This window comes from Kocuria sabuli (genome assembly GCF_040981185.1).
GTDB lineage: Bacteria > Actinomycetota > Actinomycetes > Actinomycetales > Micrococcaceae > Kocuria > Kocuria sabuli.
Genome location: NZ_JAVHZE010000002.1, coordinates 76,422 through 96,541, shown reverse-complemented (window position 1 = coordinate 96,541; position 20,120 = coordinate 76,422). Strand labels below are relative to the sequence as shown.

Sequence of the window (20,120 nt, the reverse complement as noted above, 5' to 3'; positions counted from 1 at the left end):
ACGGAGAAGGCCCGGAAGCCACAGGCTTCCGGGCCTTCTCCGTGCGTTCACCCGGCATCCATGCGCCGGGCGGACGGCGCCCGGGGGCCGCTCGATAGAATTCCGGGCGTGAGCACAGGTGGGTGGACGTCGTGAGCCAGTGGCTGGCCGTCGCCCTCGCACTGCTCGCGGCCCTGTGCCTGGCCGTCGGGACGCAGAGGCAGGGCAGCGCCGTGGCGGACCGGACCCACGGCCGGCTCACCCCGCGGGCCCTCCTGGCCCTGCTGGTCAACCACCGCTGGCTCCTGGGTCTGAGCCTGCTGGGACTGGGCACGGCGCTCAACGTGGCGGCGCTCGGTCTGGCCACCGTGACGGTGGTCCAGCCGATCGGTGTCGTGGCCCTGGTGGTCACCACGCTGCTCCACGCCCGGCACCGGCGGCTGCGGATCAACCGGCGCACCTGGACGGCGATCGGGCTGTGCACCGCGGGCGGCGCGGTCTTCGTGACCTGCGCGGTCGCGGCGACCGATCCGGCCCACGGGATCTCGGCGTGGGCGGAGCACACCGTGGTCGTCATGCTCGTGGTGCTCGTCTGCGTCCTGGGCGTCTCCGCCGCACTGTTCCGCCGCGGCCTCGGCGGCACGTTCTACGTGGTGGCCGCCGGGATCCTCTACGGGTTCGTGGCGGTGCTCGTGCGGCTGACCATCACCCGGATCCAGGGCAGCGCCGGGCAGCTCCTGGACGACGTCAACTGGCTCGCGGTCGGGGCGGCCGTGGTGGCCGCCGCCCTGGGCGGGTGGTTCGTGCAGACCGCGTTCGCCACGGGACCGCCGGACCTGGTGATCGCCGGCCTCACGGTGATCGACCCGATGGTGGGTGTCCTGCTGGGACTGCTGGTCCTCGGCGAGGCCGGTCCCGGTTTCTCCGTTGTGACGGGCGTGCTGATGGCCGTGGCGGGAGGCGTTGCTATAGTCGGGGTCGCCGTGCTCTCGCAGCACCACCCGGAGGTGCTCGCACGCCGGGCCGAGTTCGCGGCCCGCGCCGAGCTCGCGCGACGGGACCTGCCGGGAGCGGGCACGCAAGCGCCGGGACCGTCCCCCGCAGGACCTGACCGACCAGCACACCACCGACCGGGAAGCCACGCTTGAGCGCCGAGACGACGACCACCGCCCGACCCCTGACCGTCCTGCTGGGCGCCGAGACGTACCCGCCGGACGTCAACGGGGCCGCACAGTTCGGGCACCGGCTGGCCCGGGGCCTGCACGAGCAGGGGCACCGGGTGCACGTCGTGTGCGCCCGGCCCGTGCGGGGCCCGTCGTGCCGGGCCGAGGACGACGGCGTGGTCGAGCACCGCTTGCGCTCCCACCGGGCGTTCACCCACCCGTACTTCCGGATGTGCCTCCCGTGGCAGGTGGCGGGGGAGATCCGCCGGGTGTTCGACGAGGTCCGCCCCGACGTGGTGCACGTGCAGTGCCACTACATCCAGGGTCGGCTGCTCGTGCGCGAGGCCCGGCGCCGGGGCGTCCGGACGATCGGCACCAACCACTTCGTCCCCGAGAACCTGGAACCGTTCCTGCCCTTCCCGCGGTGGGTCGTCGACCGGTACCGCAAGATCTCGTGGTGGGACATGGCGCGGGTCTTCGGCCGCTGCGACGTGGTGACCGCCCCCACGCCGCTCGCGGTGGAGACCATGCTCCGCAACGGCTTCCCCGACTCCGTGCTGGCCGTGTCCAACGGGATCCGGATCGCCGACTACGAGGCCCGCGCCGGGGAGCCGCCGCGGCGCAACCCGCACCCGACCGTGCTGTTCACCGGACGGCTCGCGGTGGAGAAGAACGTGGACGTGCTCATCGAGGCGCTGTCCCTGCTCCCGGCCGAGCTCGGCGCCCACCTGGAGCTCGTCGGGGACGGTGAGCAGCGGGCGGGACTCGAGCAGCTCGCGCACGCCCTCGGGGTGGGGGACCGGGTGCACTTCCTGGGCTACGTCCCCGACGAGGAGCTGCGCGACGCCTACCTCCGGGCCGACGTCTTCTGCCAGCCGGGCACGGCCGAGCTGCAGTCGCTGGTGACGCTGGAGGCGATGTCGGCGTCCCGGCCCGTGGTCCTGGCCGACGCCCGGGCCCTCCCGCACCTGGCCGACGACGGTGTCAACGGCTGGCTGTTCACGCCCGGCGACGCCCGGGACCTGGCCCGCAAGCTCACCCTGGTGCTGTCGTCGAGCCCCGAGGAACGGGCGCGGATGGGGCGGGAGAGCCACCGCAAGGTGGCCCAGCACAGCTTTCCGCGCACCCTGGACACGTTCCTGCGGATCTACCGGGACGAGCAGTCCGACCACGGGTCCGTCGGGACCGGGCGGACGCGCCGGCTGCGGGCCCGACTGGGCGCGCTCGTACGGTAACGTGGTGCTGCGCCGCCGGCCCCGTACCGGCGCGGGGCCGTAGCTCAGCTGGTCAGAGCAGAGGACTCATAATCCTTCGGTCGTGGGTTCAAGCCCCACCGGCCCTACCTCGAAGCCCGTCCCGCTGGGTTCGACGCCCAGCGGGTCGGGCTTCTGCGTCGGTCGTCAGCCCCCGATCCGACGCCGGCCCCCGAGATCCGTCGCAGGACCGTCTGGCAGAAGCCGGCGAGTTGCCGGAGAAGATGGCAACTTGGCTGTCGAGTAACAGACCTTCGCATGTACCGTGAAGTCCTCACCTACGGTTCCCCGGGTGATCCGGCCGGCGTCCCCCGGCGTCGCCCACCGCAGCGCCCCCGCCCCTCCTCGGGCGGGGGCGCTGCGCCGCCGGGGAGGACGTGGGCCACGGCCGGCTGTCCGTCGTCGCCGCCGCTGCGGCGTCCGCGACTACGCAGCGGGGGTCTCCTCCGCCGCGGCCTGGTCGAGCAGGTCGCACAGGTCGAAGACGTACTCCGTGGAGTTCTGGGTGATCTCCGCGGAGGCCACCGGCGGGACCTCCGGCCCCGACTGGGGTGCGGACTCGAAGGTGACCGTCTCGGTGAGCTCTCCGGACAGGAAGAGGAAGGCCTGCGGCAGCCCGGCCTCCTCGAACACCTGCGCCTCGACCTCGTCGAAGGCGACGACGATCGAGGCCCCTGACGTGTCATAGGTGACCGAGGTCCCGTCTGCGGAGAAAGTCTCGAATCCTCCGCCGGAGACATCGACCTCATCGAGCATCGCACCGTCGGAAGCTCGAGTGACATCGGCCGTGACGGCTCCGCGGGACTCCACCACCGTGTTCCCCTCCGTGTCGACGAGGACCCGGTACTCCCTCTCGTCGACGTCGCCGGATTCGACAGTGATCTCGGATCCGCAGGCGGGTAGGGTGAAGGACTCGCTGAGCTCGTCCGGATAGGGCAGGAACGCCCCGTGGGTGCTGGGCGGCGGCCCCTGCATCTCGGCCGGCATCTCGGTCGGCTGCTCGGTCGGCGGGGCCGGCTCCGGCGTGTGCGCCGCGGCCGGTGCGGCGACGGCCAGCAGTGCGGTGGCGGCGGCAGCGATGATGCGCTGAGAAGTCTTCATGATCAGTCCTTGTTGTGGCTGGGTGCCGAGGACGGGCCAGGCGCTGTCCACGGCGGGGTGCAGTGGATGGGATCAGGACTGCGGGCGACGTCGATCAGCGCCCACGGGATCAGTCTCGCCACGTCGGCGTGGCACGGGACCCCGGCGGCGGGGCTTGACCTCAGGATCGTTACCGTCGCACCCGACGGACCGTCACGAACGCGCCCGAGTCGGTGCGACCGCGAACACCTCGGTGCTCCACGCCGGGGCCCGAGGGGCTCTCGGCACAGCCGAGAGCCCCTCGGTCACCGCGGCCGGCCTTCCTGCCCGGCCGCCACCCGTGGACCGCCGGAGCCGCGGCGACGAGAACAGCGGTCACGGTCGGCCCGGCCAGGTCCTGCTCGTCACCCCTGCCGCCGTGCTCCGGCCGGTGACCGAAGCGCTCCGCCCACCGGCCGGGTGCGCTCCGCACCCCGATGTGGTGCACTGGTGCTCCGATGCACGCGCCACCGACCGAGGGGAAGCCGAGATGAACCGCCGCACGCTGTGGAGCTCCCTGCCCGTCGTGGTCCTGGCCCTCACGGCGCTGACCGGCTGCGACCTCAGCGCCGAGGAGGTCGAGCAGGGCGCCGACAACGTCCAGCAGGAGCTCGAGCAGGGCGCCGAAGAGGTCCAGCAGGGCGCCGAGGAGGGCCTCGAGCAGGCCGAGCAGGGTCTCGAGGACGCTCGGGACGGCGAGGGGGGCGGCGGCAACGGCTGAGCCGCAGCGAGCAGCCGCCCGGGGACGGGCAGCAGCACCGACGGCTCCAGGGCGCCGACGAACTGCAGCGGGTTGACGTAGTCGCGGTCCCGCCGCACACCCCAGTGCAGGCAGGGCGCGGCTCCGCAGTGCCCGCGCCCGCGCAGCACCCCCACGACCTCACCGCGGCGGACCCGCTCCCCGCGGGCCAGGGCGGACTCGACGGGCTCGAAGCTCGAGCGCAGGCCGTTCCCGTGGTCCAGCGTGAGCACCGGGCGGTCCACCACGAACCCCACGAAGCTCACGGTGCCGTCCGCCGGTGCGCGCACGGACGCGCCCGCCGTGGCGTCCAGGTCGACCCCGCGGTGTCCCCGCCCCCAGCGCTGCTCGGGAGGCGCCCAGTCGCCCACCACGGCGGGCCGCGGCGACAGCGGCCACGCCCAGCCCGGCGCCCCGGAGGCCGGCGGCCCCGCTCCGAGGACGATGACGGTGGCGAGGAGGACGGCCCCCGCGGTGGCGGCGGAGCGGTGCGGCCCGCGGGCTCGGGCGCACCGGAACAGGGCGGTGATCATGGGGTCCACCCTGGACCCCGGCGGGCCCCGTGCGGAGCGCTCCGCGCGGCCTGTGCGTGCCGGCGGCCCCCGGCCGACCGGGACCCGGCCTGTGCAGGGGCAACGGGGCCCTGTAGTACACTTGACTCCGCAGTGTGCTCTGACGCGCCCTTCGTGGCGTGCCCTCGTGACCATCCCTGACCCGGCCCCGACGCCGGATCCGGCGGCACGCGGGTGAGCAGCTGACTTCGCGCGCAGCGCCGCCGGGATCTCCTTTCCCGGTCCGGCCGTCCCGGTCCGCGTCCCCGTCCCGGCGGGGTGCGGTACGGCGGCCCGGCAGCGGACCCGTTCCGGTTCCGCTCACCGTTGCGCCAGGGGCTCGTCCGCCGGACGCAGCCGAGAACCGTACCCGCGGGCCGGGCGTCGTCGCACGCCCTCCCGCACGAGAACAAGGAGACGACATGTCCGTCGTTACCATGCGCCAGCTCCTCGACAGCGGCGTGCACTTCGGCCACCAGACCCGTCGCTGGAACCCGAAGATGAAGCGCTTCATCTTCACCGAGCGCAACGGCATCTACATCATCGACCTCCAGCAGTCGCTGTCCTTCATCGACCGCGCCTACGAGGCCGTCAAGACCACCGTGGCCCACGGCGGCACCATCCTGTTCGTCGGCACCAAGAAGCAGGCCCAGGAGGCCATCGCCGAGCAGGCCACCCGCGTGGGCATGCCCTACGTGAACCACCGCTGGCTGGGCGGCATGCTCACCAACTTCGCCACGGTCTCCAAGCGCATCGAGCGCATGAAGGAGCTCGAGGAGATCGACTTCGACGACGTCGCCGGCTCGCAGTACACCAAGAAGGAGCTGCTGCTGCTGCGCCGCGAGAAGGAGAAGCTGGAGCGCACCCTCGGCGGCATCCGCAACCTGACCAAGGCCCCCTCCCTGGTCTGGATCGTGGACACCAAGAAGGAGCACCTCGCGGTGGACGAGGCCCAGAAGCTGGGCATCCCGGTCGTCGCGATCCTCGACACCAACTGCGACCCGGACGAGGTCGCCTTCCCGATCCCGGGCAACGACGACGCCATCCGCTCGGTCAACCTGCTGACCCGCGTGATCGCCGACGCCGTGGCCGAGGGCCTCATGGAGCGCCACAACAAGAAGTCCGGCGGCGCCGGTCAGGCCGAAGAGCCGATGGCCGAGTGGGAGCGCGAGCTGCTCGAGCAGCACACCGCCGAGCAGACCGCCGCGGAGGCACCGGCCGAGGCCGCCGCCCCCGCCGAGACCGCCGCTCCCGCCGAGACCGAGGCCGTGGCCCCCGCCGAGACCGAGGCCGTGGCCCCCGCCGAGACCGAGGCCGCCGCCGAGTAGTCCCCGTTCATCGTCCGTTTTCCCCGGTGGGGCACCATCTCCACCGGACGCCGGCCGGGGCGCCCGCGCGCGCCCCGGCCGGCACCACCGACTACGTGAGGAGTTCACATGGCGAACTACACCGCCGCTGAGATCAAGGCCCTGCGCGAGCGCACCGGCGCCGGCATGCTCGACGTCAAGAAGGCTCTCGACGAGGCCGACGGCAACCTGCAGAAGGCCCAGGAGATCATCCGCGTCAAGGGACTCAAGGGCGTCACCAAGCGTGAGGGCCGCGCCACGGCCGAGGGCCTCGTCGCCGCGCGCGTCGAGGGCACCGTCGGCTACATGGTCGAGGTCAACTCCGAGACCGACTTCGTGGCGAAGTCCGCTCCGTTCGTCGAGTTCGGCAACAAGGTCCTCGAGGCCGCCGTCGCCGCCGACGCGACCTCCCTCGAGGAGCTCATGGAGGCCCAGTCCGACGGCAAGGCCGTCTCCGAGCTCGTCACCGAGACCGGTGCCCTGCTCGGCGAGAAGGTCGTCGTCCGCCGCATCGCCCGCGTCGAGGGCGAGAACGTGGCCGTCTACCTGCACAAGACCTCCAAGGACCTCCCGGCCCAGGTCGGCGTGCTGCTGGCCGCCGCCGGTGCCGACGGCGGCCAGGTCGCCCACGACGTCGCCGTGCACATCGCGGCGATGTCCCCGACGTTCCTCTCCCAGGAGGACGTGCCCGCCGAGACCGTCGAGTCGGAGAAGCGCGTCGCCGAGGAGACCGCCCGCGCCGAGGGCAAGCCGGAGAAGATCCTGCCGAACATCATCAACGGCCGGCTCAAGGGCTACTACAAGGACGTCGTCCTGCTCGAGCAGGACTTCGCCAAGGACTCCAAGAAGACCGTCGGCAAGGTGCTCGAGGAGGCCGGCGCGATCGCCACGGCCTTCGCCCGCTTCCGCGTCGGCGCCTGACCGGTCCCGTCCGGGCGCCGCGGCGTCCCACCGAGGGAGGCGACCCTGCCCCGCAGGGTCGCCTCCCTTCGTCGTCCGCGCCCCCACCTGCGACGACGCCCGCGCCTCCCGCGCTGCAGGCGGAGGGGCCGGCGGGCGTTCTGTATGCTGAGGGAGGCCCGGCCCCGATCCGACCGCACCCTCACGGGTCCGAGCCCGTCCAGCACCGTCGTCGCCGGGAGGAACCATGCCCACCACTTCAGCGTCCGAGATCCAGGACGAGGCCCTGCGCCTGAGCCGTGGCCCGCAGGTCACCCCCACGCGGCGCCGTGTCCTGCTGAAGCTCTCGGGCGAGGTCTTCGGCGGCGGCTCCATCGGCGTGGACACCCGTGTCATCCGGGACATCGCGGAGCAGATCGCCGCGACCGTCGGCCAGGTCGAGACCGCGATCGTGGTCGGCGGCGGCAACTTCTTCCGCGGCGCGGAGCTCTCCCAGGCGGGCATGGACCGCTCCCGGGCCGACTACATGGGGATGCTCGGCACCGTGATGAACTGCCTGGCCCTGCAGGACTTCCTCGAGCAGTGCGGCGTGGACACGCGCGTGCAGTCCGCGATCAAGATGGAGCAGGTCGCCGAGGTGTACATCCCCCGCCGGGCCATCCGCCACATGGAGAAGGACCGCGTCGTGATCTTCGGCGCCGGGGCCGGGCTGCCCTACTTCTCGACCGACACCGTCGCCGCCCAGCGCGCCCTCGAGGTGCACGCCGACGAGGTGCTCATGGCCAAGAACGGGGTGGACGGCGTCTACACCGCCGACCCCCGGACGAACCCGGACGCCGAGCGGCTGTCCGCGCTGACCTACGACGAGGCCCTGGCCCGGAACATCCGCGTGATGGACCAGACGGCCTTCAGCCTGTGCCGCGACAACGACGTGACGATGCGCGTGTTCGGCATGCAGGGCGAGGGCAACGTCACCCGGGCGGTCCTGGGCGAGCAGATCGGCACCCTCGTCACCGCCTGATCCAGGCCCCTCGCGGCCCGGCGTTAGACTGGGGCCAGCATGCCCGGGACGGGCGCCCTCGGCGTCGTCCCCGGTGGAACCGACCCGCGCGGAGGACTCCGTGCGACACGACGAAGGAGCCCCTACGTGATCTCAGACATCATGTCCGAAGCGAAGACCAAGATGGCCAAGGCCGTGGACGGCGCCAAGGACGACTTCGCCGGCATCCGGACGGGCCGGGCCAACCCGTCCCTCTTCTCGAACGTCCTCGTCGAGTACTACGGCAGCCCCACGCCCCTGCAGCAGCTCGCGTCCTTCCAGAACCCGGAGGCCCGCACCCTGCTCATCACCCCGTACGACCGCTCGGCCCTCACCGACATCGAGAAGGCGCTGCGCAACTCGGACATCGGGGCCAATCCCGCCAACGACGGCAACGTCATCCGCGTGGTCATGCCGGAGCTCACCCAGGAACGCCGCAAGGAGTACGTCAAGGTCGTCGGGCACAAGGCCGAGGAGGCGCGGGTGTCGGTGCGCAACATCCGCCGGCACGCCAAGGACCAGATCGAGAAGACGGTCAAGGACGGCGAGATCGGCGAGGACGAGGGCAAGCGCGCCGAGAAGGACCTCGACGCCGTGACCAAGAAGCACATCGAGCAGATCGACGAGATGCTCAAGAACAAGGAAGCGGAGCTGCTGCAGGTCTGATGCCGGACCCGCGCCCACGGCACCAGGAGACGAAGGCTTCCCCGGGATCCACCGGGGAGGCCTTCCCCTCTCGCGCGCCCGCGGCCACGGGCGGGGTGCCCGGGCCGGGCCGCCACCCCCGGGAGCGGCGCCACACCGCTCCCTCCCGCGCCGGGCGGAACCTGCCGGCGGCCGTGGGCGTCGCGGTGGTGCTCATCGGGACCCTGCTCGTGGGCCTGTTCGTCCAGCCCGTCGTACTCGCCCTGTTCGCCGGGACCGCCGCAGGCATCGGGGTCTGGGAGGTCGGCCGGTCGTTGCGCTACCGCGGCATCTCCATCCCGCGCGTCCCGGCGGTCGCCGCGGGCGTGCTCATGCCCGTCGCCGCGTTCGCCGGCGGGGGAGAGGCGCTCATGATGGCCGTGGTGGTCGGCCTGACCCTCGTGATCGTGTGGCGGGCGCTGGGGGCCCGGGACGGGATGATCCTGTCGATCATGGGCTCGGTCTTCGCCCTCGTCTGGGTCGGGTTCCTGCTCAGCATCGCGCTGCTGCTCTACCACACCGACGCCGGCCCCCTGAAGGTGCTCACCGTCATCCTGCTGGCCATCGGCTCGGACACGTGCGGCTACGCGGTGGGGGTGGTCTGGGGGCGGCACCCCATGGCGCCGCGGATCAGTCCCAAGAAGTCCTGGGAGGGATTCGCCGGCTCGCTGGGCGGGTCCGTGGTCATCGGCGTCCTGTGCGCCGTGCTGCTGCTCGACCACGCGTGGTGGGAGGGCGCCGTCCTGGCCGCGGCGCTCGTGCTGGCGGCCACCCTCGGCGACTTCTCCGAGTCCATGATCAAGCGGGAGCTCGGGATCAAGGACATGGGCACCCTGCTGCCCGGCCACGGGGGCGTGATGGACCGGATCGACTCCATCCTCTTCGCCGTCCCCGCGGGCTACCTGCTCTTCGGGCTGTTCGCCGCGAGCGCCTGACCGGCCGGCCCAGGATCACCCGCCCATGTCCGCCGAGCACCGCGCCGCCCCTCCGGCCGCCGCCCGGATCCCCCGGTGCGCCCAGGGCGCCTGGGGCTACGACGTCGGGCAGGTGGACGCCTTCCTCGGCGCCGTGCAGGAGGCCCTGGACGGCGCCGGGCCGGGATCGGAGGGCCGGCCGGCAGCCGTGCTCAGCACGCACGTGCGCTCGGCGCTCTTCACCGCCGTCCGGGGCGGCTACCGTCCGGAGGCCGTCGACGAGATCCTGGACGCCGCGGAGGACGCCCTCGCCGCCGCGGAGCGCGAGCAGGTCCTCCGCACGCGCGGTCCCGCGGCCTGGCAGGAGCACGTCGACGCCCTGACCGAGGTCGTGCGCGGGCGGATCGAGCGGCCGCGCACCCAGCGCTTCCGCCGCCCCTCGCGGTCCCGGGGCCAGGGGTACTCCGCAGCCCACGTCGACGTCCTGTGCGAGCGCCTCGGCGCCCGGCTCGCGGGCTCCGCCCCGCTCGAGCCGGCGGAGCTGCGCGGTGCCGTCCTCCCGCCCGCCCACGGCGAGCGCAGCTACGAGGAGCAGCAGGTGGACGCCTTCCTCGACCGCGCCGTCCAGCTCCTCCTGGCGCTGCGCTGACGCGTCCGTCCGCGGTCGCTGTGTATACAGCTTCGAGCTCGAGGCGTCCAGATTCGGCCCCGGATGTCATCCCAGACCCCAAAACTGGGAATTCTCGGTGATTCACCTTGCCCCTCTGCATACAAAGGCCTAGTGTGGTCCGCATCACATGAGGAGGTAGCCCGTGTCCCATCAGCCACCCACCAACGCCGACGACCTCGTCGCCGACGTCGACTTCCCGGCCGCCCAGCGGTCGCCCGAGTTCCAGGAGCTGCGCAAGACCCATCGCGGCTTCGTCTTCCCGCTCGCCGTCGTCTTCCTGGTCTGGTACCTGCTGTACGTGGTGCTCGCCATGTACGTCCCGCAGCTCTTCGCGATCCAGGTGGTCGGCAACGTCAATCTGGGCGTGATCCTGGGCCTGCTCCAGTTCGTCACGACCTTTGCGATCACGGGCGCCTACGTGTCCTTCGCCAACCGCAAGCTGGACCCGAAGGCCACGGCCATCCGGGAGCGCCTCGAACCCACCCTCGGCACCACCACCGGCGGCGTCCACGGACAGGAGAACTGACCGATGCACCACCTGAACACCGCGCTCGCGCCCATGGCGACCGCCACCACGGAAACGGTCGGCACCCCCTGGGTCAACATCTCCATCTTCGGCGCGTTCGTCGTCGTCACGATGGTGGTCGTGCTCCGCGCCTCCAAGTCCACGGCCACCGCCGCCGACTACTACGCCGGCGGCCGCGGCTTCAGCGGCACCCAGAACGGCCTGGCCATCGCGGGCGACTACCTCTCGGCGGCGTCCTTCCTGGGCATCGTCGGCGCGATCGCCATCCAGGGCTACGACGGGTTCCTCTACTCGATCGGCTTCCTGGTGGCCTGGCTCGTGGCGCTGCTGCTGATCGCCGAGCTCCTGCGCAACACCGGCAAGTTCACCATGGCGGACGTGCTGTCCTTCCGGCTGCGCCAGCGCCCCGTGCGCGTCGCGGCGTCCATCTCCACCCTCTCCGTCTCCGCGTTCTACCTGCTGGCCCAGATGGCCGGCGCCGGTGCGCTGGTGTCGCTGCTGCTGGGCATCGGCTCGCGCGCCGGTCAGTCGCTCGTCATCGTGGTGGTGGGCCTGCTCATGATCGTCTACGTCCTGGTGGGCGGGATGAAGGGCACCACCTACGTGCAGATCATCAAGGCGGTGCTCCTGGTCTCCGGCGTGGCGGTCATGACCGTCTGGATCCTGGCGCTCTACGGTTTCAACTTCTCCTCGCTGCTCGGTGACGCGGTCGCCGTGTCCGGCAACCCCGCCATCCTCGAGCCGGGCCTGCGGTACGGGGCCACGGAGACCAGCAAGCTGGACTTCATCTCCCTGGGCCTGGCCCTCGTCTTCGGCGCCGCGGGCCTGCCCCACGTGCTGATGCGCTTCTACACGGTGCCCACGGCCAAGGAGGCCCGCACCTCGGTGGTCTGGGCGATCGGCCTGATCGGCCTGTTCTACCTCTTCACCCTCATCCTGGGCTTCGGCGCGGCGGCCCTCATCGGCGCCGAGCGGATCCAGGCGGCGCCGGGCGGCGTGAACTCCGCGGCGCCGCTGCTGGCCTTCGAGCTGGGCGGATCGCTGCTGATGGGCATCATCGCGGCGGTGGCGTTCGCCACGATCCTCGCGGTCGTGGCCGGCCTGGCCATCACGGCCTCGGCCTCCTTCGCCCACGACATCTACACCAGCGTCATCAAGAAGGGCGACTCCGATCCCCGCAAGGAGTTGCGGGTCGCGAAGACCACCGTGGTGGTCATCGGGCTCGTGTCCATCGCGGGCGGCATCGGCGCGCAGGGCCAGAACGTCGCGTTCCTCGTGGCGCTCGCCTTCGCGGTCGCGGCCTCGGCGAACCTGCCGACCATCCTGTACTCCCTGTACTGGCGGCGCTTCACCACCCGGGGCGCGGTCTGGTCGATGTACGGCGGCCTGTTCATCTCGGTGGGCCTGATCATCTTCTCCCCGGTCATGTCCGGTGCCGAGACGTCGATGATCCCGACGGCGGACTTCGCGTGGTTCCCGCTGCAGAACCCGGGCATCGTCTCGATCCCGGCCTCCTTCCTGCTCGGCTTCATCGGCTCCATGACGGAACGCCGTCTCGAGGACCCGGTCAAGCAGTCCGAGATGGAGGTGCGCTCCCTCACAGGCATCGGCGCGGAGAAGCCCGTCGCCCACTGAGGACGTCCCGCTCCCACCTGGGAGGATCTCCGGCCCGCCCGAGGCTCCGGCTTCGGGCGGGCCGGCCCGTGTCCGGGGACACGAAGTGATTCGCTAAAGGAAACGGACAGGCGGCTGAGTGTCGGATAGGGTGGGGACAGGAGCAACCGCAGGATATTCCTTGGATACTCACCGGTTGCGTACAATGAAAGTCCCTCGCGGGACGGATAAGGAGCCATCATGGGAATCATCAGCTGGATCGTCCTCGGCCTCATCGCCGGCGCCCTCGCCAAGCTCATCATGCCGGGCAACCAGGGCGGCGGCATCATCGTCACCATGGTCCTCGGCATCGTCGGAGCCCTCCTCGGAGGCTTCCTGGGCTCGCTGATCGGGATCGGCAGCCTCGACTCCGTGTTCGACATCGGCACGATCATCACCGCCGTCGTGGGAGCGCTCATCGTGCTCTTCATCTGGGGCGCGGTCACCGGCCGCAAGGGCCGCACCACGCGCTGATCCGACCCCGTCGGTCGCCGAGGCCCCGTCCACCGTTCATGGTGGGCGGGGCCTCGGCGCATCCCGGGCCCGGGGCGCACCGCACCCCCGCCGGCCCGTCGGTGCGCGGCACCGGGGGTGCCCGCTGGGGGATACTGGGGCCATGACGTCCCCCTCCTCCGTGCTCCGCAACCGCCCGACGCCCGAGCTGCGCGCACTGGCCGCCGCCGGTCCCCGCAGGATCAGCGTCCTCGGCTCGACGGGCTCGATCGGCACCCAGGCGCTCGACGTCGTGCGGGCCGCGAACGCCCTCGACGGCGCGACGCCGTTCGACGTGGTGGCCCTCGCCGCCGGCCGTGGCCACCTGCCGCTGCTGGCGGAGCAGGCCGTGGCGACCCGCGCCGCCCTGGTGGCGACGAGCGGCACCGGGGACGACGTCCGGGAGCTGGTCCGGCTGATCGCCGAGTGCGCCTCGTCCGCCGGCGCCGCCGACTACCGCCCCGAGCTCCTCCACGGCCCCGACGCCGCCGCGGTGGTCGCGGGGCACCCGGAGGCGGACCTCGTGCTCAACGGCATCACCGGTTCGATCGGTCTCGCCCCCACGCTGGCCGCCCTGCGGGCCGGGCACCGGCTCGCGCTGGCGAACAAGGAGTCGCTGATTGCCGGTGGCCCGCTGGTCAAGGAGGCGGCCGCGGGGCGCCCGGACGCCCTGATCCCGGTGGACTCCGAGCACTCGGCCCTGGCACAGGCACTGCGCGGCGGCAGCACCGCCGAGGTGGACCGGCTCGTGCTGACCGCCTCGGGCGGCCCGTTCCGCGGCCGTACCCGGGCGGAGCTGGAGGCGGTCACCCCGCGGGAGGCGCTGCGGCACCCCACCTGGGACATGGGCGTCATGGTCACGACCAACTCGGCGACGATGGTGAACAAGGCCCTGGAGGTGCTCGAGGCCCACCTGCTCTTCGACGTCCCGCTGGAGCGCATCGACGTGGTGGTCCACCCCCAGTCGGTCGTGCACTCCATGGTCCAGTTCGTGGACGGCTCGACCCTCGCCCAGGCCTCGCCGCCGGACATGCGCCTGCCCATCGCACTCGGCCTGGCCTGGCCGCACCGCGTACCCGGTGCGGCGCCCGCGTGCGACTGGACCCGCGCGGCCGAGTGGACCTTCGAGCCGCTGGACAGCGAGGCGTTCCCGGCCGTGGACCTCATCAAGGCCGCGGGGGAGCGCGGAGGCACCCACCCGGCGGTGTTCAACGCCGCCAACGAGGAGGCGGTGCACGCCTTCCACGACGGCCGGATCCGGTTCCCCGTGATCGTGGACACGGTCGAGAAGGTGCTGGGCGAGCACGAGGACCGCGGCCACCTGGACCTCGACGCCGTCCTGGAGGCCGAGCGCTGGGCCCGGCGCCGCGCCCAGGAGCTCCTCGGCCGCTGACGGGGCCGGTCCGGGCCCCCGCCGCACGTGCTAGTCTGTCGGGCGGATGACGAGTCCCAGCGCGAAGCCCTGGCTTGCTGGGCGGCAACCCTCTCCCGTAGTGGGGTGCCCCAGGTGAACCATCCGGCACCGGCCATCGACGGCCGGCGGCAAGTACGGTTCGACCGTGGACGCGCCCTCCGGCGCGCCCTCGACCGTGGCCGCCGGACCCGTCGGGTCCGGCGGAGACCTCCGACATCCTGGATCCACGGAAAGGCATGACATGCGATCGCAGCGCCTCACCCACCTCGCCCTCGCCACCACCCTCGGCCTCACCCTCACCGCCTGCGGCGGTTCCGACCAGGCGGCCGCGCCCTACGACGACGGCGTCATCAAGATCGGCACCGACGGCCGGACCCAGGTGCACGAGGCCTTCCTGGAGGAGGCGGAGAAGGCCGGCGTCGAGGTCGAGCTCGTGGAGTTCACCGACTACAACCAGCCCAACGCCGCGCTCACCAGCGGCGACCTGGACATGAACTGGTTCCAGCACGGGGCGTTCCTGGCCGACTACCGGAACAACTCGGGCGAGGACATCGTCCCGATCGGGTCCACCTCCATCTACCCGCTGGGCCTCTACTCGGAGCGCTACGAGTCCCTGGACCAGATCCAGGAGGGCGACGAGATCGCGGTGCCCAACGACGCGATCAACCTCGCCCGCGCGCTCCTGCTGCTGCAGTCCGCCGGGCTCGTCGAGTTCACCTCCGACACCACGGCCCCGTCCGAGCTGGACATCGACACCGAGGCCTCCAAGGTCCGGGTCACGCCCGTCTCGGCCGAGCAGACCGTGCTGTCGATGAGCTCGACCGCCGGCGCCGTGGTCAACAACACGTTCCTCACCCGGGCCGACATCGACCCGAACTCGGCCCTGTACTCCGACGGCGAGGACAACGAGAACGCCCTGCCCTACGTCAACTTCTTCGCCGCCACCGGAGGCAACAAGGACGACGAGACCCTCCACCAGGTCGCCGACCTCTTCCACACGGACGCGGTGCTGGCGGCCGAGCAGGCGGAGACGAAGGACACCGCCGTGTCCATGGACGTCGCGCAGGACGAGCTGATCGAGGTCGTCGACCGGTACGCCGAGGACCTCGAGAAGTGACGGCTCCGGCCGACCCGGACCGGATCCGCCACCCCGACGGCGACGTCATCGTCCGCTTCGAGGACGTCACCAAGACCTTCGTCACGGGCCCGGCGAAGGCCCGGCGCGAAGTGGTCGCGGTGGACGGCGTCTCGCTCGAGATCCGGCGGGGGGAGATCTTCGGCGTGATCGGCTACTCCGGTGCCGGGAAGTCGACGCTCGTGCGCCTGATCAACGGACTCGAGCCGATCACCTCGGGTTCCCTCACGGTCAACGGTTTCGAGGTCGCGGGCCGGAAGGAGACCGAGCTCGCACCCGTCCGGCAGGAGATCGGGATGATCTTCCAGCAGTTCAACCTGTTCACGTCCCGCACCGTGGCCGGCAACGTCGAGTACCCGCTCAAGCGGGCCGGCTGGCCCAAGGACAAGCGCCGCGCGCGGGTCGCGGAGCTGCTGGAGTTCGTGGGCCTGTCCGAGCGGGCGGGCAACTACCCCGAGCAGCTCTCGGGCGGTCAGAAGCAGCGCGTGGGCATCGCCCGGGCGCTCGCCACCAGCCCGAAGCTGCTCCTCGCCGACGAGTCCACCAGCGCGCTCGACCCCGACACCACCCAGGAGGTGCTGCAGGTGCTCCAGCGGGTCAACCGCGAGCTCGGCATCACCATCGTGCTCATCACGCACGAGATGGACGTCGTGCGCGCCATCGCCGACCACGTCGCCGTGATGCAGGACGGCAAGGTCGTGGAGCACGGCTCCACCGTCGACATCTTCGCCCGGCCCCGGACCGGGACCGCGCGACGCTTCGTCTCCTCCGTGCTGCACTCGGTGCCGGACGAGCGCGAGGTCGAGCGGCTGCGCCGGGCCCACCGCGGGCGGCTGGTGATCGTGGACGTCGGCGACGGCGTGGACATCGGCGGGGTGCTCTCCGACGGCGCCGCCCGCGGCGTGCGCTTCACCATCGCCTACGGCGGGATCAGCGTGCTCCAGGAGGAGTCCTTCGGGTCCCTGACCTTCGAGCTGACCGGCGAGGACACGGCCGTGCAGGACGTGGTCGACGACCTCTCCCGGATCACGACCCTGCGGGAGGTGGCGGCATGAACGACTGGACCGTCCTGGGTCCCGAGCTGCTCTCCGCGCTCGGGGAGACCCTCTACATGGTGGCCGTCACCCTCCTGCTCGCCGGACTGCTCGGGCTGCTCGTCGGCGTGGGCCTCTACGTGACGCGCCGGGGCAACATCCTGGAGAACCGCGCGGTGCACGAGGCGATCAACCTGGTCGTGAACTTCGTGCGGCCGATCCCGTTCATCATCCTGCTCGCCGCGCTCGGCCCGGTCACCGAGGACGTCGTCGGGACCCGCCTGGGCCCCAACGCCGCGATCTTCGCCATGACCATCGGCGCGATGTTCGCGGTGGCGCGCATCGTCGAGCAGAACCTGATGTCGGTGGACCCCGGCGTCGTGGAGGCGGCCCGGTCCATGGGCGTCTCCCGGGGGAGGATCATCACCACGGTCATCCTGCCCGAGGCCCTCGGCCCGCTGGTGCTCGGCTACACGTTCCTCGTCATCGGCATCACGGACATGTCCGCGATGGCCGGGGCCATCGGTGCCGGCGGCCTGGGCGACTTCGCCCTGCGGCTGGGCTACCAGCGGTTCAACGACGAGGTCACGTGGGCCGCGGTCGCCGTGATCGTCGTCCTCGTCCAGCTGGTCCAGCTGGTGGGCAACCGGATGGCGCGGCGCATCCTGCGCCGCTGACGCCCCGGGGCGCCTGCGCCGGCCGGTCCCTCCCCGCGGAGGCGACCGGCCGTCGTCGTCCGCGGGGCCGCCCCGTCGGCACCGCCCAGGAACGTGGTGCACACTGGTGCTCGCCGTGCGTGCACGGCCCCTGCCGTCCCCGGCGCCCGCCGGGGGCGCCCGACGATCCCCGGAGGCTCCCGGATGGGCGTGGTCCTGTTCCTCGTGGGCGTGCTGCTCGCCGCCCTGGCCATCGTCGCGTCCATCGCCCTCCACGAGATCGGCCACCTGGTCCCGGCCAAGCTCTTCGGCGTGCGGGTCACCCAGTACATGGTCGGCTTCGGCCGCACCGTGTTCTCCCGCCGGCGCGGGGAGACCGAGTACGGGCTCAAGGCCGTACCGCTCGGCGGCTACATCTCCATGGTCGGGATGTACCCGCCCGCGCGCGCGGGCGTCACCGCCCGGGCCTCGAGCACCGGCGTGTTCCAGCAGCTCGCCGCCGAGGCCCGCGGCGCCTCCGCCGGCCAGCTCGCGCCCGGGGACGAGGACCGCGTCTTCTACCGCCTGCCCGTCTGGAAGCGGATCGTCATCATGCTGGGCGGTCCGCTCATGAACCTGCTGCTGGGCACCCTGTGCCTCACCGTGCTGCTCACCGGGTTCGGGACGGCGACGCCGACCACGACGGTGGCGTGGGTCTCCGAGTGCGTCGTGCCTGCCGAGCGGCGGACCGCCGGGCAGACGGAGTGCCGCCCGGAGGACCCGACGGCCCCGGCCAACGCCGCGGGGCTGCGCCCCGGGGACGTCGTCACCGCCGTCGGCGGCGCCCCTGTCGGCACGTGGGACGAGCTCACCGCGCGCGTCCGCGACCGGGCCGGGGAGCGGATCCCCGTCGTGGTCGAGCGGGACGGGGCCACCGTGCGCACCACGCTCACCCCGATCCTCTCCTCCCGCCCGGTGGTCGACGACAGCGGCGTCGCCGTGACCGGCCCGGACGGCGCCCCCCGCTACGAGGAGGTCGGCTTCATCGGGATCAGCCCCACGCTCGCTCCCGTCCGGCAGCCGCTCGGCGCGGTGCCCGGCGCCGTGCTGGACGGGCTCGAGCAGATGGCAGGCGTGGTCCTGCACCTGCCGCAGCGGGTGTACGAGGTCGGGCAGGCCGCGTTCTCGGACGCGCCCCGGGACCCGGACGGACCCATCTCCGTGGTCGGGGTCGGCCGGATCTCCGGCGAGATCGCCGCGCACGAGGAGATCGCGCTGCGGGACAAGGCGGCCTCCCTGGTGGGGCTCATCGGCTCCGTGAACCTCGCGCTGTTCGTCTTCAACCTCCTGCCGCTGCTGCCGCTGGACGGCGGGCACGTGGCCGGCGCCCTGTGGGAGGGCCTGCGGCGGGGGAGCGCCCGGATGCTGGGCCGCGGCGACCCGGGACCGTTCGACCCCGCGCGCCTGCTCCCGCTCACCTACGCCGTGGCCGTGCTGATGCTCGGGATGTCGGTCCTGCTGATCTACGCGGACATCGTCGAGCCGGTCCGGCTGTTCTGAGCCGTTCGGCCACGGCGGAATCCGTGGGCCGCGCCCAGGAACCGTCCCTGGGCATGGGGCACAATGGGAACCGACGACGGACCCGGCGACCGGGTCCCGGCGCCACCGCTCCCGCACCTGCCCTCGAACTCCTCGGAGGAAGCCCTTGACCCCGGTCAGCCTCGGCATGCCCGCCGCTCCCCAGCCCGTCCTGTCCCCGCGCCGGAAGACCCGGCAGATCCGGGTCGGGTCCGTGGGCGTCGGGTCGGACTCGCCGGTGAGCGTGCAGTCCATGACGACCACCCCCACCACGGACATCAACGCCACGCTGCAGCAGATCGCCGAGCTCAACGCCACGGGGTGCGACATCGTCCGGGTGGCCTGCCCGTCCCAGGACGACGCCGACGCCCTGCCGATCATCGCGATGAAGTCCCCGATCCCGGTGATCGCCGACATCCACTTCCAGCCGAAGTACGTGTACAAGGCCATCGAGGCCGGGTGTGCCGCCGTGCGCGTGAACCCGGGCAACATCCGCCGGTTCGACGACCAGGTCGGCCAGATCGCCCGGGAGGCCAAGGACGCCGGGGTCTCCATCCGGATCGGCGTGAACGCCGGCTCCCTCGACCAGCGGATCATGGACCGGTTCGGGAAGGCCACCCCGGAGGCGCTCGTGGAGTCCGCGGTGTGGGAGGCCTCCCTGTTCGAGGAGCACGACTTCCACGACTTCAAGATCTCGGTCAAGCACAACGACCCGGTCACCATGGTGCGCGCCTACCAGCTGCTCGCCGAGCGCGGGGACTGGCCCCTGCACCTGGGCGTGACCGAGGCCGGCCCGGCGTTCCAGGGCACCATCAAGTCCGCCACCGCCTTCGGCGCCCTGCTCTCCCAGGGCATCGGCGACACCATCCGCGTCTCGCTCTCCGCGCCGCCGGTCGAGGAGGTGAAGGTGGGCAACCAGATCCTGCAGTCCCTGGGCCTGCGCCCGCGCAAGCTCGAGATCGTCTCCTGCCCCTCGTGCGGGCGCGCGCAGGTGGACGTCTACACCCTGGCGGACGAGGTCACCGCGGGCCTCGAGGGGCTCACGGTCCCGCTGCGGGTCGCCGTGATGGGCTGCGTCGTCAACGGCCCGGGCGAGGCCCGCGAGGCCGACCTCGGCGTGGCCTCCGGCAACGGCAAGGGCCAGATCTTCGTCAAGGGCGAGGTCGTCAAGACCGTCCCCGAGCACCTGATCGTGGAGACCCTGATCGAGGAGGCCAACCGCATCGCCGCCGAGATGGACGTGGACGAGGACGGGGAGACCACGGCGGGCAGCCCCGTCGTGAGCGTCAGCTGACG

Annotated in this window: 19 protein-coding genes, 1 tRNA gene, 1 pseudogene and 1 riboswitch; of the genes and pseudogenes, 19 read left to right on the top strand and 2 right to left on the bottom strand. The window is 72.1% G+C overall.

Annotation, left to right across the window (positions count from 1 at the left end):
- Positions 1-131: 131 nt before the first annotated feature.
- The 3 genes from RE027_RS02710 to RE027_RS02700 all read left to right on the top strand — a co-directional run bounded on the left by RE027_RS02710 (position 132) and on the right by RE027_RS02700 (position 2,484).
- The gene (locus RE027_RS02710; protein WP_368806699.1) at positions 132-1,127 is read left to right on the top strand and encodes a DMT family transporter; all 996 of its coding nucleotides are present in this window, start codon (positions 132-134) and stop codon (positions 1,125-1,127) included.
- Complete coding sequence (locus RE027_RS02705) at positions 1,124-2,377, top strand: glycosyltransferase (RefSeq protein ID WP_368806698.1); 1,254 nt, start codon at positions 1,124-1,126, stop codon at positions 2,375-2,377. Before RE027_RS02710 ends, RE027_RS02705 begins: the two co-directional genes overlap by 4 nt.
- A 33-nt stretch (positions 2,378-2,410) precedes the next feature.
- A tRNA-Ile gene (locus tag RE027_RS02700) sits at positions 2,411-2,484 on the top strand.
- A 337-nt stretch (positions 2,485-2,821) separates the two neighbouring features.
- Here RE027_RS02700 and RE027_RS02695 read toward each other — a convergent pair.
- Positions 2,822-3,496, bottom strand: a complete 675-nt coding sequence (locus RE027_RS02695) for a hypothetical protein (RefSeq protein WP_368806697.1) — start codon at positions 3,494-3,496, stop codon at positions 2,822-2,824.
- A gap of 508 nt (positions 3,497-4,004) precedes the next feature.
- On the opposite strand from RE027_RS02695, the gene RE027_RS02690 reads away from it, so the two are divergent.
- Complete coding sequence (locus RE027_RS02690; RefSeq protein ID WP_368806953.1) at positions 4,005-4,235, top strand: hypothetical protein; 231 nt, start codon at positions 4,005-4,007, stop codon at positions 4,233-4,235.
- Between the two features lie 128 nt (positions 4,236-4,363).
- Here RE027_RS02690 and RE027_RS02685 read toward each other — a convergent pair.
- Positions 4,364-4,786 (bottom strand): annotated as a pseudogene (locus RE027_RS02685) (peptidoglycan DD-metalloendopeptidase family protein); the annotation flags it as partial.
- 440 nt (positions 4,787-5,226) lie between these two features.
- On the opposite strand from RE027_RS02685, the gene rpsB reads away from it, so the two are divergent.
- From rpsB to ispG, 15 genes are all read left to right on the top strand, one after another.
- Positions 5,227-6,132: a 30S ribosomal protein S2 gene (gene rpsB / locus RE027_RS02680; protein WP_368806696.1), complete on the top strand. Its 906-nt coding sequence runs from the start codon at positions 5,227-5,229 to the stop codon at positions 6,130-6,132.
- Between the two features lie 108 nt (positions 6,133-6,240).
- The gene (gene tsf, locus RE027_RS02675) at positions 6,241-7,071 is read left to right on the top strand and encodes a translation elongation factor Ts (RefSeq protein WP_368806695.1); all 831 of its coding nucleotides are present in this window, start codon (positions 6,241-6,243) and stop codon (positions 7,069-7,071) included.
- Between the two features lie 226 nt (positions 7,072-7,297).
- A complete protein-coding gene (gene pyrH / locus RE027_RS02670; RefSeq protein WP_368806694.1) occupies positions 7,298-8,071 on the top strand; it encodes a UMP kinase in 774 nt (257 codons plus the stop codon).
- A gap of 126 nt (positions 8,072-8,197) precedes the next feature.
- Positions 8,198-8,755, top strand: a complete 558-nt coding sequence (gene frr / locus RE027_RS02665; protein ID WP_368806693.1) for a ribosome recycling factor — start codon at positions 8,198-8,200, stop codon at positions 8,753-8,755.
- Positions 8,755-9,708 (top strand): phosphatidate cytidylyltransferase, encoded by a 954-nt coding sequence (locus RE027_RS02660; RefSeq protein WP_368806692.1) that lies wholly within the window; start codon positions 8,755-8,757, stop codon positions 9,706-9,708. Before frr ends, RE027_RS02660 begins: the two co-directional genes overlap by 1 nt.
- Positions 9,709-9,733: 25 nt before the next feature.
- Positions 9,734-10,336: a hypothetical protein gene (locus RE027_RS02655; RefSeq protein WP_368806691.1), complete on the top strand. Its 603-nt coding sequence runs from the start codon at positions 9,734-9,736 to the stop codon at positions 10,334-10,336.
- A gap of 163 nt (positions 10,337-10,499) precedes the next feature.
- Complete coding sequence (locus tag RE027_RS02650) at positions 10,500-10,883, top strand: DUF485 domain-containing protein (RefSeq protein WP_368806690.1); 384 nt, start codon at positions 10,500-10,502, stop codon at positions 10,881-10,883.
- 3 nt (positions 10,884-10,886) lie between these two features.
- Complete coding sequence (locus RE027_RS02645) at positions 10,887-12,518, top strand: monocarboxylic acid transporter (protein WP_368806689.1); 1,632 nt, start codon at positions 10,887-10,889, stop codon at positions 12,516-12,518.
- A 219-nt stretch (positions 12,519-12,737) separates the two neighbouring features.
- On the top strand, positions 12,738-13,010 hold the full coding sequence (locus RE027_RS02640; RefSeq protein WP_368806688.1) for a GlsB/YeaQ/YmgE family stress response membrane protein: 273 nt from the start codon (positions 12,738-12,740) through the stop codon (positions 13,008-13,010).
- 142 nt (positions 13,011-13,152) lie between these two features.
- Positions 13,153-14,421: a 1-deoxy-D-xylulose-5-phosphate reductoisomerase gene (gene dxr, locus RE027_RS02635; RefSeq protein WP_368806687.1), complete on the top strand. Its 1,269-nt coding sequence runs from the start codon at positions 13,153-13,155 to the stop codon at positions 14,419-14,421.
- A 45-nt stretch (positions 14,422-14,466) separates the two neighbouring features.
- A riboswitch (SAM riboswitch) is annotated at positions 14,467-14,583 on the top strand.
- Between the two features lie 100 nt (positions 14,584-14,683).
- Entirely contained in the window at positions 14,684-15,559 is an 876-nt protein-coding gene (locus RE027_RS02630) for a MetQ/NlpA family ABC transporter substrate-binding protein (protein WP_368806686.1), read from the top strand.
- Complete coding sequence (locus RE027_RS02625; RefSeq protein WP_368806685.1) at positions 15,556-16,632, top strand: methionine ABC transporter ATP-binding protein; 1,077 nt, start codon at positions 15,556-15,558, stop codon at positions 16,630-16,632. Before RE027_RS02630 ends, RE027_RS02625 begins: the two co-directional genes overlap by 4 nt.
- Complete coding sequence (locus tag RE027_RS02620) at positions 16,629-17,288, top strand: methionine ABC transporter permease (protein ID WP_368806684.1); 660 nt, start codon at positions 16,629-16,631, stop codon at positions 17,286-17,288. Before RE027_RS02625 ends, RE027_RS02620 begins: the two co-directional genes overlap by 4 nt.
- A 183-nt stretch (positions 17,289-17,471) precedes the next feature.
- On the top strand, positions 17,472-18,806 hold the full coding sequence (locus tag RE027_RS02615) for a M50 family metallopeptidase (RefSeq protein WP_368806683.1): 1,335 nt from the start codon (positions 17,472-17,474) through the stop codon (positions 18,804-18,806).
- A 145-nt stretch (positions 18,807-18,951) separates the two neighbouring features.
- Complete coding sequence (ispG, locus tag RE027_RS02610; protein WP_368806682.1) at positions 18,952-20,118, top strand: flavodoxin-dependent (E)-4-hydroxy-3-methylbut-2-enyl-diphosphate synthase; 1,167 nt, start codon at positions 18,952-18,954, stop codon at positions 20,116-20,118.
- The last annotated feature ends 2 nt before the right edge of the window (positions 20,119-20,120 follow it).

Bases quoted from the DNA above. Each gene is read 5' to 3' on its own strand.
- RE027_RS02630 (WP_368806686.1), top strand. From the start codon at position 14,684: ATGCGATCGCAGCGCCTCACCCACCTCGCCCTCGCCACCACCCTCGGC.
- RE027_RS02615 (WP_368806683.1), top strand. From the start codon at position 17,472: ATGGGCGTGGTCCTGTTCCTCGTGGGCGTGCTGCTCGCCGCCCTGGCC.
- RE027_RS02690 (WP_368806953.1), top strand. From the start codon at position 4,005: ATGAACCGCCGCACGCTGTGGAGCTCCCTGCCCGTCGTGGTCCTGGCC.
- tsf (WP_368806695.1), top strand. From the start codon at position 6,241: ATGGCGAACTACACCGCCGCTGAGATCAAGGCCCTGCGCGAGCGCACC.
- RE027_RS02620 (WP_368806684.1), top strand. From the start codon at position 16,629: ATGAACGACTGGACCGTCCTGGGTCCCGAGCTGCTCTCCGCGCTCGGG.
- pyrH (WP_368806694.1), top strand. From the start codon at position 7,298: ATGCCCACCACTTCAGCGTCCGAGATCCAGGACGAGGCCCTGCGCCTG.
- RE027_RS02655 (WP_368806691.1), top strand. From the start codon at position 9,734: ATGTCCGCCGAGCACCGCGCCGCCCCTCCGGCCGCCGCCCGGATCCCC.
- RE027_RS02660 (WP_368806692.1), top strand. From the start codon at position 8,755: ATGCCGGACCCGCGCCCACGGCACCAGGAGACGAAGGCTTCCCCGGGA.
- RE027_RS02695 (WP_368806697.1), bottom strand. From the start codon at position 3,496: ATGAAGACTTCTCAGCGCATCATCGCTGCCGCCGCCACCGCACTGCTG.
- dxr (WP_368806687.1), top strand. From the start codon at position 13,153: ATGACGTCCCCCTCCTCCGTGCTCCGCAACCGCCCGACGCCCGAGCTG.
- RE027_RS02645 (WP_368806689.1), top strand. From the start codon at position 10,887: ATGCACCACCTGAACACCGCGCTCGCGCCCATGGCGACCGCCACCACG.
- rpsB (WP_368806696.1), top strand. From the start codon at position 5,227: ATGTCCGTCGTTACCATGCGCCAGCTCCTCGACAGCGGCGTGCACTTC.
- RE027_RS02640 (WP_368806688.1), top strand. From the start codon at position 12,738: ATGGGAATCATCAGCTGGATCGTCCTCGGCCTCATCGCCGGCGCCCTC.